Origin of the sequence: Fulvivirga sp., from assembly GCF_040218215.1 — a bacterium.
Taxonomy (GTDB): Bacteria; Bacteroidota; Bacteroidia; order Cytophagales; family Cyclobacteriaceae; genus Fulvivirga.
The window spans coordinates 1-18,188 of the sequence record NZ_JAVJQL010000029.1; the positions used below are offsets into that span (position 1 = coordinate 1).

An 18,188-nucleotide genomic window follows, 5' to 3' on the forward strand; every position below is an offset into this window, starting at 1 on the left:
GAAGAGAGGTTCATTCCACTTGGTAAGTCCTATTGCTGGCAGGTTGCTCCTCAGCAGAGCCTACTTCCTCTTCAGATTTACAATCACAAAATAATACAATGATCCACTAAAAATCACCAACCATTTTTGGCACCATTACCAATAGAAATGAATACTTTCATTTTAAATCAAAACTATTGATTTAGTCAGGCGATCAAGCCACCACCAAATCCGGCTTGCCCAACTGCTTGAGCATCTTGGCATGTAGCCATAGTGCTTTAGCAAAAGTAGGTTGGGTATGGTACGGTAAACCAAATTCTTGTGCTGTCTCTCTCACAATTTTTGAAAGCTTCTTATAATGCACATGACAAATGGTAGGAAACAGATGATGCTCCACTTGATAATTTAATCCACCTACATACCAATTCAAAAGGTAGTTGTTTGGGCTAAAATTCGTGGTAGTAAATAACTGATGTATCGCCCAATCATTTTCCAAATTCCCATCTGAATCAGGAATAGGAAACTGTGTAGTTGGCATTACATGAGCTGGTTGGAAAACAATGGCAAGAATAAATCCGGCTACCATGTGCATAATGATAAAGAACAGCACTGTTTGCCACCAGGCTATAGGAAGAACCAGCAAAGGAATGACCAGGAAAATGGTATAATATACTACCTTACTTAAGGTTAATTTCACCAATTGCCATCCGAAATTGATGTTTTGGGTTTTTGTCAAGCCCATTTCCCTGTATCTGAATAACTGTCTAAAATCTTTAGTCGTAATCCAAAGAAAGGTCATTAATGTATATAAAAACCAGCCATAGATGTGCTGTATTCTGTGCAATTTGTAATGCTTGGCATGTGGAGAAAGGCGCATCAATATTCCCGGATCAATATCTTCATCAACACCTTCAACATTAGTGTAAGTATGATGAAGCACATTGTGCTGAAGCTTCCAGTTTACAGAGCTACCACCAACCAGATTGATGATATACCCAAGGTATTTATTTACATTTTGATTCTTGGAATAGGCACCATGATTAGCGTCATGCATAATAGAAAAGCCAATACCTGACATAGCTACTCCCATAACCATCCAGCAGGCAAGCATTATCCATATGTTCGTAACAACACCAGCAAGCATAAGCCCATAAGGCAAGAAGTAAGCGGCAATCAAGATGATTGTCTTCCAAACCATGTGTGCATTGCCGAATTTTGAAATGTTATTGGTTTCAAAATAATTTCCAACGCGTTTCCTCAAAACCCCTATGAAGTTATTGTGCGTGTCTCTGGAAAATTTAAGATTCTTGTAATTCATTGTGGTGGGCATTCTATTCCTTTAAAGTTGCAAAGATAACACTATCTACAGATATTAGTTCGTTGGAATCGAATTAACAAAAAAATATCAATCGTGTCAATAGCATTTTGATAGAAGGTCTTTATCTATTTCTTCATCTTTCATTCCTAAACTTACAGCGGTTTTCAAATCAGCACAAGCCTTTTTCTTTTTACGAAGCTGTCGATAGACGAGTGCACGAAAGTAATAGCCGAGATAATACTTAGGTACGAGCGCAAGCCCCTGATCAATATCTTGGAGTGCCATTTTTGGCTCACCAATCAGGTAATAGGAATACCCTCTGTTTATTTGAGTGTAAGCCTGTTCAGGTTCAAGTTTTAGTGCCTGGCTAAAATCAATAATGGCACTATCATAGGCTTCAAGCTGGAAATTTGTGAGTCCTTTGTTTCTCCAGGCTTCAGAATTGTCGGGGTTTATCGCTACTACTTTATTCCATTCTTTTAAGGCTTTTTCCCACTGTGCCAGCTCAATATGTTCAACTGCCTTACGGTATAGTACTTCTTCGGATGCCGAATCCAGCTTCAAATAAGATTCGAAATTACTAATAGCATCAGCATGCTTTTTCTGCTCCGCATAGATGTTGCCCAAATAATAATAAGGCCATTTGTTATTTGGATTGTTCTCACGTACTATTTGATAATAAAAGATAGCAGAATCAACTTCCTTCAGCTGGTAATGGAGCGTGGCCAACTGAGTTTTTGCTTTGGTGCTGGTACTGTCTAAAGTAATAGAATATTTTAATTCTTTTTTAGCATCACTGAACCTGCCTTGTAATGCCAATAGCTTTGCCAAATCGATATAGACTTGCATAACAGTGCTATCCAGATTAATTGACCTCCTGAATTCAAATTCAGCGTCCAGATACCTTTCCTGCTCAATTCTTATCATACCCTTCAAATGGTGCATATATGCCTGATCCTGAAAGAATTTAATCTGGGCTTTGGCCTCTTCGGGGGCAAAACCAAGTTTTGCCAAAGCACTTTCCTGTTCCGTGATAAAGTTATCTGTAATGTCCAGTGCTATATTGCAATATTGAAGTGCAAGAAAGTAATCACGTTTTGAGAAGTTAATCTCAGACAAACGAAGTGCCGCAGAAAAACTTTGAGGGTAAAATCTCAGTGTTTCTTTAAAAGCATCCAGAGCTCGTGCAGTGTCTCCTTCGGCCAGTATTTTTTCACACCTAAATAACAGATCAATTTGGCTCTGACTAAATGCTGTAGTGCTATAAAGAATTGTAAAAAGTAGTAGCAGTTTTTTCAATCGAATAGGGAGTAATTACCAAACTGGTCGGCAGGGGCAAAGGGTTTGATCAAATATTCATTGTCGATGTCCTGCTCAATTTTAGGTGATACACTATACATACTTGTTGAACTGGCAGGATAGCTTTTTATAAGCTCTAACGCCTTTTCAGCAGTTGTATTTTGATCTAACCAGGCTTTCTCATCAGCTGCAGCAATTATGGCTGGCATTCTATGGTTCATGGGGGCAATTACACCATTGGCAGCAGTGGTTATTATTTTGAAAGTATGTGCCACTTCCTCTTTGTCATCTTCAAACTCTTCCCACAAACCAGCGAAGCCTACAATATCATTATTTCCAAAAATCAACCGGTGTGCTACCCTGCCTTTTTTGCTGATCTTCTTCCAATCGTAATACCCATCGGCAGGGATTAAACACCTTCTTGACTGGAGAGCAATTTTGGATGAAGCTTTTTCCATTAATGTTTCTTGCTCAGCAAAAATGAGCTTACCACTAATGGTTTTGTTTTTAGACCAGCCCGGTATTTGCCCCCAGTGAAACATGGAAATTCCTTTGCTTCCTTGTGTAATAACAGGCAGCAGTTGCGTAGGGGCAGCGTTATACCTTGGTTGATACCAATCACCAACCTCAACACCAAAACGTTTTTTTAGTGCTTCTATTGATGCTGAAATGGTATATCTATCTCCCATAATGCTAAATTAATAATTTTTGATGCTTAGGAATCGGTTTTAGTGATAAAGGCCAATGTTCTCTGCTCAGACCAAAACATTTTCTGTTTGTTGAAGGCTGTGAATCCCACATGACCGCCATAGGTAGGTGTTTCTAAGGTTACATATTCATGCCCGTAAAGCTTTTCTATTGGGTAGCAATCAGCAGCCAGAAAAGGATCATTTAGCGCATTAATAATTAAAGTCGGGGTTTGTATATCTTTTAAAAAATAGAGGGAGCTGCATTTGTTGTAATAGTCAACTGCATTTTTAAAACCATGAATTGGGGCTGTGTAAGCATCATCAAAGGCCATTAAGGTTTTTATTTTATTGAGCCCCTTTGTATCAAGTAGGTCAGGCATGGCCTTAGCCTTCAGGCTAACTTTTTGCTTAAGGTTATTAAGAAATCTCTTAGAGTAAATTATGTTATCAGGCTCCGAGATTTTTATACAGCTAGAATGGAGATTTAAAGGCACAGAAATAGCCACGGCTTTTCGAATTTCAGGATAGGCTTCATTTTTCTTTTCACCCAAAAACTTCAGTGTCATATTTCCTCCCAAACTAAAGCCTACAAGGTCAATGTGCTTATATCCTTTGCCTATCGCATGTTGAATTACAAGATCAAGATCATCCGTTGCCCCGCTATGGTAGAAGCGCAGTTGCCGATTACTTTCTCCACTGCATCCTCTGTAATTCCAAGCCAGTATATCATAGTTATTTTCATAAAAGGCCTTGCCCATTCCCCGCACATATGGCTTATGGCTGTTGCCTTCAAGTCCATGCGAAATAATAACCAGTCTCTCGCTGTTATTTACAACCCAATCAAGATCTAAAAAGTCGTCATCTTGAGTTGTTATCCTTTCCCTTTGATAGGGTATGAACTTTACCCTTCGAAGCAAGGCAGGCAGGATAGTTTCCATGTGCGGGTTAAAATATAGTTTCGGAGGCCTATAGTTCATACAGTATATTGTCACTTCGTTAAGGTAAAATTACCATTCAATGTAATTTTAATGATTTGAGAAACCATTTCTACTTTTTTTCGTGAAGTCTCCATAGTTTTACTTCAATCTTGAATTAAAGCCTATCAGAACTTAAAATAATTAAATTCTCACAACGTTAGCATGACATCAAATTAAAAATTAATTACAGGTACAGGCAGCCTTTTGAAATGTAAGTAAGTCTTAGGGTCATGTTATAACAAAAACAACAAACACTACACATGAAACAAATTTCTCTCGTAGCAATTTTGGCTGCGATTTTTTTTATCTCTCATCAGTCCACAGCACAGACGCGCCATACGGTCAATGGATATGTAAAAGATGCTGAAAATGGCGAAGAACTTATTGGAGCTACAGTATTGGTTAAGGAGCTGGGAACAGGAACCGTTACCAATGTTTATGGTTTCTATGCGGTGAGCATTCCACCAGGCACCTATACTTTTCAATTTTCGTATTTAGGCTATCAGACGGTAGAACAGGTTTTTGAGCTAAAGGAAAACGTTGAATTCAATATTGAACTTCCTGTAGAAGCTCGGCAAATGGAAGAACTGATCATTACTGATGAAGCAATAGATGCCAATGTCAGTGATATTAAAATGAGCAAAAACGAATTGGATATCAAACAGGTGAAAAAGCTTCCTGCATTGTTCGGTGAGCCTGATATTATCAAAACAATACAATTGCTTCCTGGTGTGATTAGCGCTGGCGAAGGAACGTCAAGCTTTTTTGTGAGGGGAGGAAGCGCTGACCAAAACCTAATACTCATTGATGAGGCACCGATTTATGATCCTTCCCATTTGTTTGGCTTGTTTTCAGTTTTCAATGCCGATGTTATCAAGGATTCTGAATTATATAGAGGAGGTATTCCGTCAAGGTATGGAGGAAGGCTTTCTTCAATATTGGAGGTGAGGACCAAAGATGGAAATAATAAAAAACTAGGCGGTGCAGCAGGTATAGGTTTGCTGGCCAGCAGGTTTATGTTGGAAGGGCCAATTAGAAAGGATAAGAGTTCTTTTATTGTTTCGGGCAGGCGTTCTTATGTCGACCTTTTTTTAAAGGCAGCTAATCAGGATAACCTGGTGCATTTTTATGATGTAAATGCCAAGGTGAACTGGAAGCATAATAACAACAACAGATTTTTCTTTGCGCTTTATTTAGGTAGGGATGTTTTTAGCTTTGAAGATGTATTTGGCTTTGATTGGGGCAATACAACAGGGACTTTCAGGTGGAATCACCTATTTAATGACAGGTTGTTTTCCAATACCTCAATAATAGCCAGCCATTTTGATTATAAATTAGGGTTGGAAGATGATGCCCAGGGCTTTGATTGGAAATCCAATCTTCAGGAGCTCACGTTAAAACAGGATTTTAACTATTTCTTAAATACAAGCAATGAATTTGAATTTGGCTATCACTTGACCTACAGGCAGTTTAGTCCTGGCCGAATTACCCCAACATCTGAAAGCTCACTATTTACAGAGCAGGCAATTGACAAGATGTACGCATTGGATCATGCTTTTTATGTTGGCAATCAACAAAAAATATCAGATCGATTGACCTTTAGATATGGGCTGAGGCTATCTGTTTTTCAGAATATTGGTAAGCAAGATGTTTTCATATATGAAGACCCTAAAGATAATATTGACCCTACCAGAATTGACACTGTCTCATATGGAGCGTTTGAGAATATCAAAACCTATGTTAACCTTGAGCCAAGATTTTCTGCAAGGTACCTGTTGAATGCGACCAGTTCAGTAAAATTATCATACAATAGAATGGTTCAGAATACACACTTAATTTCCAGTGGTACTGTGCCTATTCCGTTCAATACCTGGAGCCCAAGCAGTCCATACCTGAAACCACAAATAGCCGATCAGGTAGCCGCTGGTTATTTCAGAAATATAAAGGACAATTCAATAGAGCTTTCTGCAGAAGTGTATTATAAGGACATTCAAAATGTGACTGATTTTGCTGATAATGCCCAATTGTTTTTCAACGATGACTTAACCACTGAATATCGACAGGGAAACTCTTGGTCATACGGCCTTGAACTCATGGCACAAAAGAAAGAAGGCAGGTTTACAGGTTTTGTGAGTTACACATTGTCCAAGGCGGAAAGAGATGTGCCGGGAGTAAATAACGACAAGACTTTTTTGGCCAATTATGACAGGAGAAATGTCTTGAATCTTGTCGGAACCTATGACCTAAGTGATCAGTGGCAGTTTGGTGCAAACTTTAGCTATTCTTCGGGCAGGCCCATTACAGTGCCGGCAGGTAGATATGAGTACGATGGCTACCAGGTAGATTATATTACCGAGCGAAATGGCTATGCACTACCAGATTTTCATAAACTTGACTTTTCTGCTACTTACATTCCTAAGAAGAACAAAGACAGAAAATGGCAAAGCAGCTGGGTATTCTCCATTTACAATATCTATAGTAGAAAAAATGCTTTTACCATTTATACAAGATTAAAAGAAATAGAAGATGGTGTCTATAGTGATGAAAAAGAGGCAGTTAAGATATCGCTCTTTCCAATATTGCCATCAGTAACTTATAATATAAGATTTTAAAGATGAAAAAATATATCATAGCTATAATAGCCATAGTAGTTTTTACAGCATGTGAAGAAACTGTTCAGTTAGACTTGAAAGAATCGGAGTCTGTTGTAATCATTGACGGACTGGTTTCAGATCAATTCAAAAACCAATATGTAAAAGTATCAAGGTCGATTGATTTTTATGCTGAAGGTACATCTAAGGCTATCACCAACGCTACTGTTTCTGTAACTGATGGTGCAACTACTTATAATTACATTCATAATCCTACGCTTGACTCTGACAATGATGGGGTTTACTTTTCAACAGTTCCTTTCTCTGGAGAGGTGGGTAAAACTTATCAATTGACTGTTCAGGTTGATGGCACAAATTATACCGCTGAAGACAACCTGTACCCAGTAACGGCTATTGATTCATTAACTGTTATTGTAAATGAAGATGAGTTTGACGAGCCCGAAAGAAAGAATTATTTCTATGAGATTTTATTTTATGCTCATGAGCCACAAGAAACAAAAGACTTCTATCTTTTTAAATTTTACAGAAATGATACACTTGTATTGGATAGTCCAACAGACATTTATTTCAGCAATGACGATTTGCTGGCCGAAGAGATTAATGGCATTCCAACGGCATCTTTTTATAAATTAGGTGACATAGGAAAAGTGGAAATGTACAGTATTTCTAATGCTGGGTTCATTTATTATAATGATCTGATCAATTTATTGCAAAGCGATGGTGGCATGTTTGGTTCACCCCCAGTTAACCCCAGAACCAATATTGAAGGGGGTGCCCTGGGCTTCTTTCAGGCCAGTTCGGTAGTTTCAGAAAGTATTAAGGTTGAAGAATAGAAGGCTAAAGGTTGAACATTTTTAAAGGTTAGCTGTCATAGCTAATGTTGACAACATAGATTTGCGTCATGGATTCTGGCAGACAGCTAATTTTTATCTTCTTATTATCAATTTTCAGTGTTTCCATTCTTTCTGCGCAGGAGAAAGTTACTCTCAGTGGCTACATAAAAAATGAAGCTGATGGAGAGGCACTCATCGGTGCAACTGTTTTTATTGAGGAGCTTGGTACAGGCACTGCTGCTAATATTTACGGTTTCTATTCTATTACGCTTCCTTCTGGTACCTATACAATTCAATATCGTTATGTAAGTTTTTCAACGCAGGTAAAGACCATTGAATTAATTGAAAATCAAAGGCTGGATGTTGAGTTAGTGACTGAAAGCAAGCAGCTGGATGAAATTGTGGTCACCAGTGAAGCACTTGATGCCAATGTTTCGGATGTGGAGATGAGTGTTGAGAAACTGGATATTAAGACAATTGAAAAAATACCCGCTTTTCTTGGTGAGGTTGATGTGCTCAAAAGCATTCAACTTTTACCGGGAGTTAGTTCCGTTGGAGAAGGATCTTCTGGGTTTAACGTAAGAGGTGGAAGTGTAGGGCAAAACCTCGTTTTGCTGGATGATGCCCCTGTTTATAATTCATCACACCTTTTTGGCTTCTTTTCAGTTTTTAATCCTGATGCCGTAAAGGATATAAAACTGATAAAAGGGGGTATACCAGCCAATTATGGAGGCCGGCTTTCGTCCATTCTGGATGTTCGCATGAAGGAAGGAAATTCCAAGGAAAGAAGTATATCCGGAGGTATTGGCACTGTGTTTAGCCGCCTGGCTGTACAGGGTCCTTTAAAAAAGGACAAGTCATCATTTTTTGTAGCTGGCAGAAGGTCATATATAGATATTCTGGCAAAGCCTTTTACCAATGACGCCACATTGTTTTTCTATGATTTGACCACCAAAGTCAATTACGATTTTAACGATAATAACAAGCTGTATTTGTCAGGGTATTTCGGTCGTGACGTCTTTAGGTTTGATGAAAGACAGGGCTTTGACTGGGGAAATGTAACAGGTACGCTCAGATGGAATCACCTTTTTAATGACCGGTTATTCTCAAACTTCGCATTTATAGTTAGCTCTTTTGACTATGGTTTCAGTTTTGGTGAAAACGATTTGGACAAATTTGATTGGAACTCGAGGATCGTCACCTACACTTTTAAACCATACTTCAACTATTTTCTTAACACCAATAATGAGCTGCTAATTGGCGGGGAAGCCACCTATTATAAGTTCAGACCAGCTGAGGCTGTTGGTGTTTCAGATGGTCAGGTGAGTGATATAAGCCTAGATAATAAATTTGCATTGGAAAGTGCTGTATACATTGATAATACCCAGAAGCTAAGTGACAAAATTACTTTACGGTATGGTCTAAGGTTTTCATCATTTCAGTACATGGGCCCCGGAAATGTCTACGAGTTTCAGGCTACATCGCCCGGAGAAAGAAAGGAATTGATTTCGGCAAATAAAGTAAATGGCCGTGAATCTATTAAAACCTATTACAACCTGGAGCCGCGTGCTTCATTGCGGTATAAAGTAGGCAATGGGTCTGTTAAGGCTAGCTATACAAGAACTGCGCAGTACATACACCTTGTGTCCAATACAGCTGCCCCAACACCAATTGACCTGTGGACTCCAAGTACTAATAATGTTGAGCCTCAATTGGGTGATCAATACGCACTTGGTTATTTCAGAAATTTTGGAGGAGGTAACAGTTTTGAAACGAGTATTGAAGGCTATTATCGCGATAATAAAAAGCAAGTAGAGTATGTTCGTGGTGCTGATATATTCATTAACGAATACCTTGAAGGCGATTTGATTAGTGGAGATGGACGTGCTTATGGTGTGGAATTTAGTATTAAGAAAAATGCCGGAAACCTTAATGGCTGGATCAGTTACACTTTAGGAAGGTCTGAATTAAAAACGGACGGTATTAACAATAATGAATGGTACCCAACAAGGTATGATCAAACTCATAATTTAAAACTGTTTGGGGAGTATCAACTTACCAAAAGAACATCGCTTTCAGCTAATTTCACTTATATAACAGGAGCACCTATCACGGCACCTACCTCAAGATTTACAATTCAAGGTGTTACCATTCCATATGACTATTTTAATCAGCGAAATAACCTGAGAATTCCTGCCACACACAGATTGGACATTGGCCTCAAATGGTTGCCTGGAAAACCTGGGAAAGAGCGTAGAGTGGATGACTACTTCGTTTTCTCCGTGTACAATATTTATGGAAATAAGAATCCATTTTCCATATTCTTCTCTCAGGATCAGGGCCGTGTGGTTATGGGGGATCAGGTAAATACCCTAGCAAATCAATTCTCAATTATAGGTGCTCCGGTACCTGCTATCTCATACAATTTTGTCTTTTAAAAAATGAAAAGATTAATAATTATACTGATCGGTTTTGTTTTTTATTCATGTGAGGATGAAATATCGATTGACCTTAAAGATGCTCCCTCAGCTTTGGTTGTTGATGCCTGGATCAATGATAAGCCTGAACCTCAGGTAATAAGCCTTACGGCAACACAGGGTTATTTTAACAGTGAAGAACCCAGAGGCATAGCTGGAGCTACTGTTGAGGTTAAAGACTCTAAGGGTAATACATTTGAATTTAGAGATAATTTAAATGGCAAATATACCTGGGATCCAACCAATGTAGCTGAGAAAATTGAGAGCGAAGGAACATTATACCAGTTGCGAATAGAGTTAAATGGTAAAGTTTATACTGCATCATCTTCACTAAATCGAGTGCCAATAATCGATTCTTTGAAATTCACTTTTAAAGAAGAGCAGAACGTGTTTCAGCCAGAGGGGTATTATGGTGAATTTGTTGCCACGGATTTTAGAGGTCAGGGTGATACCTATTGGATAAAAGCATATAAGAATGGGGTATTTCTAAACAATCCTTTTGATTTGAATATAGCATATGATGCTGGCTTCAATGCTGGAGGAAATATTGATGGCGTTGTATTTATACAACCTATTCAAGATGCCGTTACACCGCTAAACGATGACTTAGATGCTATAGAGCCCTATATAATTGGAGATTCGCTGTATGTTGAAATACATTCAATCACAAATGAAGCCTTCTACTTTTTGCAAGAAGTGCAGATTCAAACACAGCGCGATGGTGGTTTTGACGAAATATTTGCTGAGCCTTTAGAAAATGTAAGTACAAACATTGTGGATCAAACGCCAGATCAGATCAATAAGGTTATTGGCTTCTTTAATGTTTCTTCAGTATCCGGAAGAGGCAGGAAGTTGATGGAGTAACAGTATTACAACTACCAGTGAAAAGCGCTTACTACAAAATCTAGTAGTTAAACAACATAATCTTGCGTTTCATCCCTAAATCTAAATATGAGATCACATTAATATTTTAATTGGTGGAAACAAACCTCTTAAATATTATGAAAAATCTAATTACAAAAATTTCAGCTTACGCCCTATATGTAGCTGTTATTTTAACTATCACTCAAGCATGCTCGTCAGAGGAAGATTCTGAACCAGTGCCTGCACCTTCGGCTTCTTTTTCACAAAGTACAACATCAATTAAAGAAGGAGAACAAGTAACTTTTACAAACACTTCGAAAGACGAAGAAACAATATTATGGTCATTTCCAGGTGGTTCACCTTCAACTTCAACTAGTGAATCACCAACAGTAACATATCCTGCTGCTGGTAGTTTCGATGTTATACTCACAGTTGTTAATTCCAGTGGTTCTGATACAGAAACAAAATCAGGACTGATAAACGTAGAAGCACTGGATACAGAAGGGCCAACAGTTACTAACATAAGCCCTTCCTCTGATGCCACTGGGGTAGCCTTAAATACTAATATTGTAGTAACATTTTCTGAGGCTGTTGATATTAATTCAGTGAACAATAGTTCTGTAATTTTATCCGGAGGAGCATCAAACTCTATTGTTGCTAACGTTAGTATTTCTGGTAGTTCAATGACAATTGATCCATCAGAAGATTTTAATTATGAAACCGAATATTTAATTGTTTTATCCGAATTGGAAGATTTAAATGGTAATCCAATGTCAACTACTTTTAGTTCAAGATTTACCACGGAGCAAGGGCCACCAGAAGCGAATTTTAGTTTTTCAGTTAACGGATTTCAAGTGACATTCACTAATACATCTTCAAATGGAACTTCTTATAGCTGGGATTTTGGTGATGGAACCACTTCAACTGAAGAAAATCCATCAAAAACGTATAGCGCAAATGGTACATATACTGTAACGCTGACAGCTAATGGAAATGGTAGCAACCAAATGGCTAAGGATGTAGAAATTGCTGTAGCGCTTAATTTGCCTGATTTTTTTACCAACAAATGGTATAATGTAGCAGGTACATGGATTTACGGAATTGATGAAGATAGTCAAGGTAAATACGTGCGAACAGGTAATAAATTTTATTACTATGATCCATTTAAGGATGTTTCAATGCAGATAATTAGTGGTAAAGACGTTTATGAAGTAGTAGGAACATCATCTGAATCAACTAAAACATTTTGGATAAAAGCCAGGGGAAGTGCAGGCAATAACATTCTGGATATTTCTCAAACTTCGGCCACCTCTGGTTTTACTGAATACGGCAGTGTTGTTGGAAGAAATGTGAGTTATGCTAAATTTGAAAATGGAAATTATATTGAATACATAGGCTCAAATACTTGGGAAGAACGTCAACCAAATGGTACTTTAATAGCATCATTTACAGAAAACCTTAGAGATGATTGGAGTGTATATTTAACCAAAAATGGAACTGGGGAAAGCTTTAGTATTGATGTGTTTACTTATAAGTTCAAAATAAACGGTAGTGATTTGTACACTATTGTTGAGGCAACTCCTTAAGTAAGTTAGGGTTTAGTGTTTATATAAAACACCTGTGATATATTTCACGGGTGTTTATTTTTTTGGGCAATTGTTAATTAAAAAGTGTTGTAGGAAGATTTAAACCTCAATTCAAATGAGGCTCCAGATTTGTTTTAATATCTAATGTAGCTTCAATTTGTTCCGAAAGAGCATTGATTATGCGCACTCCCGTTGTTTTAGCTTCTTTTAAGTTCATGGGTAAACCAATACCCGAGTCTTGAACACTAAGGATGCATTGCTCATTTTTTCTCTCAAAACTTATGGAAAGTATAACTTCAGTTTCTTCAATAAAGGCTTATTTCAGGGCATTAGCGATTAAATCATTCAAAATAAGACCTATTTTTCTAGTAATTACTTTTAAAGGCAGCAATAGAATAAATTTCATTTCACCAGTCAATAGGACTTAGTTCATACTGGTTTTAGTTGGTTTGCCAAGGCAATAAAATATTAACCTAAAACTACTTATTAGGTATGTATTTAGTTTTTCTACTGTGAGATCAATAACAGTTTGACAATAATGGTTATATGACTTAATTCATTTTTGGTTAAATTCCCATTCTAAACCAAAATCAATTGACATGTTATCAAAATCAATAAAACTTACTGCTCTTAGTGGTTTGATAATCTTTTCGGCTTGTGAAAATAAACAAGCTGAAGAAAAAACAGAAACTGCTGTAAAAAGTAAATACGAAGTGCTTAATGATAAGTACACCACAGTAAAGCTTACTACCGATCTTTCCCAGCTTTCTGAAAAGCAAAAACTGATGATTCCTAAGCTTATAGAAATAGCTAAAATTATGGATGGGCTATTTTGGAAAGAGGCCTTTGGCGATAAAAGTGCGCTTCTTGATACAATTTCAAATCCTTTAGCTAAAAGATTTACGGAAATTAACTATGGGCCATGGGATAGATTAGATGGCAATAAGCCTTTCATTAGCGGGTTTGGAGAGAAGCCAGCGGGTGCCACATATTATCCTCAAGACATGACCAAGGAGGAATTTGAAGAAGCTGACCTTGAAGGAAAAACATCCCTTTATACTATGATTGACAGGGATGAAGATGGTAATCTGATTGCTATTCCTTATCATGAATATTTTGCTGAAGAAGTTCAGAAGGCCAGTGATTTGATGAAGGAGGCTGCTGAATTAGCCGAAAATGAAGAGTTGAAAAATTATCTGAACCTAAGGGCTGATGCTTTACTTACTGATGATTATTATGCCAGTGACATTGCCTGGATGGATATGAAGACCAACCAGATAGATCTTATTGCCGGCCCTATCGAAAATTATGAAGATCAACTTTTTGCTTACAAAACAGCGCATGAAGCTTATGTACTTATTAAAGATATGGAATGGAGCGAGCGCTTGTCAAAATATGCAGAACTGCTTCCAGAGCTTCAAAAAGGCCTTCCTGTAGCAGATGAATATAAAGCTGAAACTCCTGGAACAGATTCACAGCTAGCGGCTTTTGATGTGGTTTATTATGCCGGTGATTGTAACGCAGGCAGTAAGACAATAGCTGTCAACTTGCCAAATGATGAAAAAGTTCAACTGGAGAAGGGTACCAGAAGGTCGCAGCTTAAAAATGCAATGCGTGCAAAATTCGATAAAATTTTAGTGCCTATTGCTGATTTATTGATTGAAGAATCACAAAGGGGGTATATCACTTTCGATGCATTTTTTGCCAACACCATGTTTCACGAAGTGGCTCATGGCTTGGGCATAAAAAATACTATTAATGATAAGGGTACAGTAAGGGAAGCCTTGAAGGAGTTTTCTTCTGCATTGGAAGAAGGTAAGGCGGATGTTTTAGGATTATATATGATTACTAAACTTCATGAGCAAGGAGAAGTAGAGGGAGACTTGAAGGAGTATTATACCACATTTATGGCCAGTATCTTCCGTTCGGTAAGGTTTGGAGCAAGCAGCGCTCATGGTAAAGCCAATATGATCAGGTTTAATTTCTTTCAGGAAATGGGCGCTTTTTCTAAAAATGCCGAAACAGGTTTATATAGCATTAATTTTGACAAGATGAATGAGGCCATGAATGCGCTTTCTGAAAAGATATTAATGCTTCAAGGTGATGGTGACTATGAAGGGGTTAAAGCTTTAGTTGATGAAAAAGCCATGATAGGTGAGGAGCTTAAAATGGATTTATACAAACTCTCGCAGGCCGGAATTCCTGTTGACATTGTTTTTGAACAGGGTGTTGAAGTGCTGGGTCTGTAACAATCAACCGAATTATAATAAAAAGGCCATCCGCTGGTAAGCGGATGGCCTTTATTATTTGGATAGCTTCAGCTATTAGTTAGCTTCTATCTTTTTATCAACTGGATTACCGTTTTCGTCCACCTTTGTTACCGGAGCGATATTTAGAGCTTCAACTCCTTCTAATTGAGTTTTAGCATCACCAACAATGATATAAGACATTTTATCAACCTGAAGGTATTTGTCCATTATCGCCTTCATATCTTCAACAGTGTACTTTTTAAGCTCTTCCTGATTTTGTCTGATATAGTCTTTAGGTAAATCATAAGACGATATGTTTTGAAGAATACTTAATTTCTGACCCAATGTCTCATAGGCACGCGCCTCCTGTCTGATCAAAGCAGTTCTGGCTTTTTCAAGTTGGGCTGAGTCATAGTTAGCCTTATAACCTTCCATCACATCTTTGAATGCCTGAATCGATTCAGGTGTAACATTGGACTTAACACTAGAACTTGCAGTAAAAGGAGCCGCTAATGTGCTGGCCTCTACATAAGAATATGCACCATAGGTATAGCCTTTCTCTTCCCTAAGCACCTGGAAAAGCTCACCACCAGAATTCCCGCCTAACCCATAGTTGGCTACGGTCAATGGGAAATAATCGGGGTCATTTCTCGGAACAGTCAGTCGCTGAACCCTGATAACAGATTGCTTGGCATTATTAAAGTTGGCAAAGTAGATATTATCTTCTGCGCTAGGTTCTTTAATAGTGTAAACAGGGAAGTCAACTTCTTTTGCTGCCCATTTGGCCTCAATATTTTTCAAGGCGCTGGTCACACTTTCTTCACTTACACTTCCTGCAATATGAAATGCAGAAACATTAGGTGAGTAATTTTTCTGGTAGTAGTTTTTCAAGTCTTCAATAGTGATCTTCTCTACTGACTCCAATGTTCCACTTATAGGTTTCGAAAGAATGTGATCGTCACCATAAATCATTTTATCAGACACCTGAGAGGCTATTATGTTAGGGTTAGCCGTTCTTTGTTTGATACTGTTAATCTGGTTTTTCTTGATTCTGTCAAATTCTTCTTCATCCCATCTTGGTTCAAGGAGCATTTCTTCAACCAAAGCCACAGTTTCATCAAAGTACCTCGCAAGGCAATTGGCAGATATTGTAATGCTTTCGCTGGATGTGTACATAGAGATGTTAGCACCAATTTGGCCAATGGCATCTTCCAGTTCCTCAGGGGTTTTGTTTGCTGTGCCTTCCTGCATAATGTCAGTCATAAGGTTAGCAACTCCAGGCAGTTCAGGATTATCCAACAACTGACCTCCTTTTATTCTCAGACTGAAATTAACAAGCGGCAACTCATCTGACTGGATACCATAAATTTTCAAACCGTTGCTTAGGCTTGCTTCATAAATCACCGGAGGGGTTATTAAAGGAGCCTCTCCCAAAGCAGGTTCTGTTGCCCGGTCAATAACACTTTCGGTTTTTTCAATCTCAGTAGTTGCATCAGCAATTTCTTTTGGCTCCTCGTTTGGAACAACCTCCTCAATTTTAACTGTGGCTTTCTCAGAACCATCTACAGCAAGCTCTAACTGTTCTTTAGGCACAAAGCTTGTCATTACAAAAGGCTTGCCTTTGATGTATTTCTGATAAACAGCCATAACATCTTCTTTTGTTACGGCCAGAATCTTATCAATATCAGTGGTAATATAATCAGGAGAACCAGCAAACTCATTGTAATTACTCAATTGGAATGCCTTACCTAATAAACTGGAGATTCCGTTGTAGAAATTCGTTTCTTGACGGGCTTTAATTCTTTGTAGGTCTTTATCAGAAAAGCCATCCTTTTCAAATGAATCCAGCGCTTGTTGAATAGCAACATAAACAGAGTCCAGGTCAACACCGTCCTTAGCCCTTACGCCAATATTAAATTCTCCGGCCAGCTCACTGTCACCATTATAGGCAAATACACTTTCGGCATATTCGGTTTCCTCAACCAGTTTTTTGTAAAGTGGAGCACGCTTGCCTTCAGTTAAGATTTCACCCAAAGCTGCTAAAGCATAGGCATCATCATTAAACTGCTCTACAGATGGGTATACCATTCTTAAGTCAGGAACCTTAGCGAAGTCATCTTCATGATAGAACATTTTAGATGCCTCTAATGTAACAGGCTGCGGATTCATTGGAGTGTCATCTCCTCTGGAAGGAATTTCACCAAAATATTTTTCTATCCAAGCTTTAAGTGCCTCTTTATCAAAGTCACCAGCTACAACTAAAGTGGCGTTATTTGGCCCATACCATTTGTTGTAAAAATCTTTTACATCACCTAAAGTAGCTGCCTGTAAATCATCCAACTCACCAATCACTTCCCAGTTGTAAGGGTGCCCTTCAGGGTACAAGGCCTTTTTAATCACGTAGTTTCTGTGTCCATAAGGCACATTGTCAACACGCTGTCTCTTTTCATTTTGCACAACAGGTTTTTCACCTTCAAGATCTTTTTCTGTAACGGCATTGATAAAATATCCCATTCTATCAGATTCCATCCAGAGGATTCTTTCCAGTGCATCTTTAGGAACAACTTCATAATAAACAGTTCCGTCAGTCCAGGTGCCACCATTAAACTGACCGCCTAAGTCATTGATGTTTTTGAAGAATGCGCCTTCAGCTACGTTTTCTGACTTTTGAAAAAGCATGTGCTCAAAAAAGTGAGCAAATCCGGTTCTTCCAGGAAGTTCTCTGTTAGAGCCAACATGCATTTGTATAGCTACTGCAACAATAGGGTCAGACTTGTCTTCATGCAGAATTACATCAAGACCATTAGGCAGTGTATATTTTTCATACTCTACCGACAATTTTGCCTTCGATTCATCTTCCTTGTTTTCTGGCTGACAGGCCTGAAAGGCCAGTACTGCTACCAAGGCAAGACTTAAAATTGATTTACCGAGTTTCATAAATATTTATTTTTGGTTATAGGTACTCTAAATTAAAATTTTAAAATGATTTGTTTGGATTATTTGCTTTAAGCGGAATCTAACATCGTTTAAAGGATTATTACGGGTATTGTTAACAAACATCTCTCAAGAGGTCTTGTTCAAACTATATCAAAATACAATAGGCCATCCGCTAGAGAACAGATGGCCTATTGTATTATATTAAAATTCAGGAAGACGAAATTACTCTTCCTTTGGGTTTTCCTTTTCAGTCTTCATTTGGTCTAGCTTGCCTACAGCTGCTAAAAATCCTATGATACAAGCTACTATTGTAATAAATAAGCTTGCTCCATCTCCGATATATTGTTGCATTTCTAAGTCAGGTTAAT

The 18,188-nt window shown here is 38.1% G+C and carries 12 protein-coding genes; 6 read left to right on the plus strand and 6 right to left on the minus strand.

Going from position 1 to position 18,188, the window contains the following annotated elements; genetic code table 11:
* Positions 1-193: 193 nt before the first annotated feature.
* From RIB54_RS21800 to RIB54_RS21815, 4 genes are all read right to left on the minus strand, one after another.
* Positions 194-1,297, minus strand: a complete 1,104-nt coding sequence (locus RIB54_RS21800) for a fatty acid desaturase family protein (RefSeq protein ID WP_350103010.1) — start codon at positions 1,295-1,297, stop codon at positions 194-196.
* 96 nt (positions 1,298-1,393) lie between these two features.
* The gene (locus RIB54_RS21805; protein WP_350103011.1) at positions 1,394-2,596 is read right to left on the minus strand and encodes a tetratricopeptide repeat protein; all 1,203 of its coding nucleotides are present in this window, start codon (positions 2,594-2,596) and stop codon (positions 1,394-1,396) included.
* Positions 2,593-3,285, minus strand: a complete 693-nt coding sequence (locus RIB54_RS21810) for an SOS response-associated peptidase (protein WP_350103012.1) — start codon at positions 3,283-3,285, stop codon at positions 2,593-2,595. Before RIB54_RS21810 ends, RIB54_RS21805 begins: the two co-directional genes overlap by 4 nt.
* Before the next feature lie 26 nt (positions 3,286-3,311).
* The gene (locus RIB54_RS21815) at positions 3,312-4,223 is read right to left on the minus strand and encodes a YheT family hydrolase (protein WP_350103013.1); all 912 of its coding nucleotides are present in this window, start codon (positions 4,221-4,223) and stop codon (positions 3,312-3,314) included.
* A gap of 299 nt (positions 4,224-4,522) precedes the next feature.
* On the opposite strand from RIB54_RS21815, the gene RIB54_RS21820 reads away from it, so the two are divergent.
* From RIB54_RS21820 to RIB54_RS21845, 6 genes are all read left to right on the plus strand, one after another.
* Positions 4,523-6,874 carry a TonB-dependent receptor gene (locus RIB54_RS21820; RefSeq protein WP_350103014.1) on the plus strand — a complete coding sequence of 784 codons (2,352 nt, stop codon included), beginning with the start codon at positions 4,523-4,525 and terminating at the stop codon, positions 6,872-6,874.
* Between the two features lie 2 nt (positions 6,875-6,876).
* Complete coding sequence (locus RIB54_RS21825; protein WP_350103015.1) at positions 6,877-7,707, plus strand: DUF4249 domain-containing protein; 831 nt, start codon at positions 6,877-6,879, stop codon at positions 7,705-7,707.
* Positions 7,708-7,775: 68 nt separating this feature from the next.
* A complete protein-coding gene (locus tag RIB54_RS21830; protein WP_350103016.1) occupies positions 7,776-10,145 on the plus strand; it encodes a TonB-dependent receptor in 2,370 nt (789 codons plus the stop codon).
* A gap of 3 nt (positions 10,146-10,148) precedes the next feature.
* Positions 10,149-11,048, plus strand: coding sequence for a DUF4249 domain-containing protein (locus tag RIB54_RS21835; protein WP_350103017.1), 900 nt, complete (start codon positions 10,149-10,151; stop codon positions 11,046-11,048).
* A 137-nt stretch (positions 11,049-11,185) separates the two neighbouring features.
* On the plus strand, positions 11,186-12,634 hold the full coding sequence (locus tag RIB54_RS21840) for a PKD domain-containing protein (protein WP_350103018.1): 1,449 nt from the start codon (positions 11,186-11,188) through the stop codon (positions 12,632-12,634).
* 599 nt (positions 12,635-13,233) lie between these two features.
* Positions 13,234-14,883, plus strand: a complete 1,650-nt coding sequence (locus tag RIB54_RS21845) for a DUF8614 domain-containing protein (RefSeq protein ID WP_350103019.1) — start codon at positions 13,234-13,236, stop codon at positions 14,881-14,883.
* 75 nt (positions 14,884-14,958) lie between these two features.
* On the opposite strand, the gene RIB54_RS21850 is transcribed toward RIB54_RS21845, so the two are convergent.
* The gene (locus RIB54_RS21850) at positions 14,959-17,820 is read right to left on the minus strand and encodes a M16 family metallopeptidase (RefSeq protein ID WP_350103020.1); all 2,862 of its coding nucleotides are present in this window, start codon (positions 17,818-17,820) and stop codon (positions 14,959-14,961) included.
* Between the two features lie 222 nt (positions 17,821-18,042).
* On the minus strand, positions 18,043-18,171 hold the full coding sequence (locus RIB54_RS21855) for a hypothetical protein (RefSeq protein WP_350064795.1): 129 nt from the start codon (positions 18,169-18,171) through the stop codon (positions 18,043-18,045).
* Positions 18,172-18,188 lie beyond the last annotated feature (17 nt).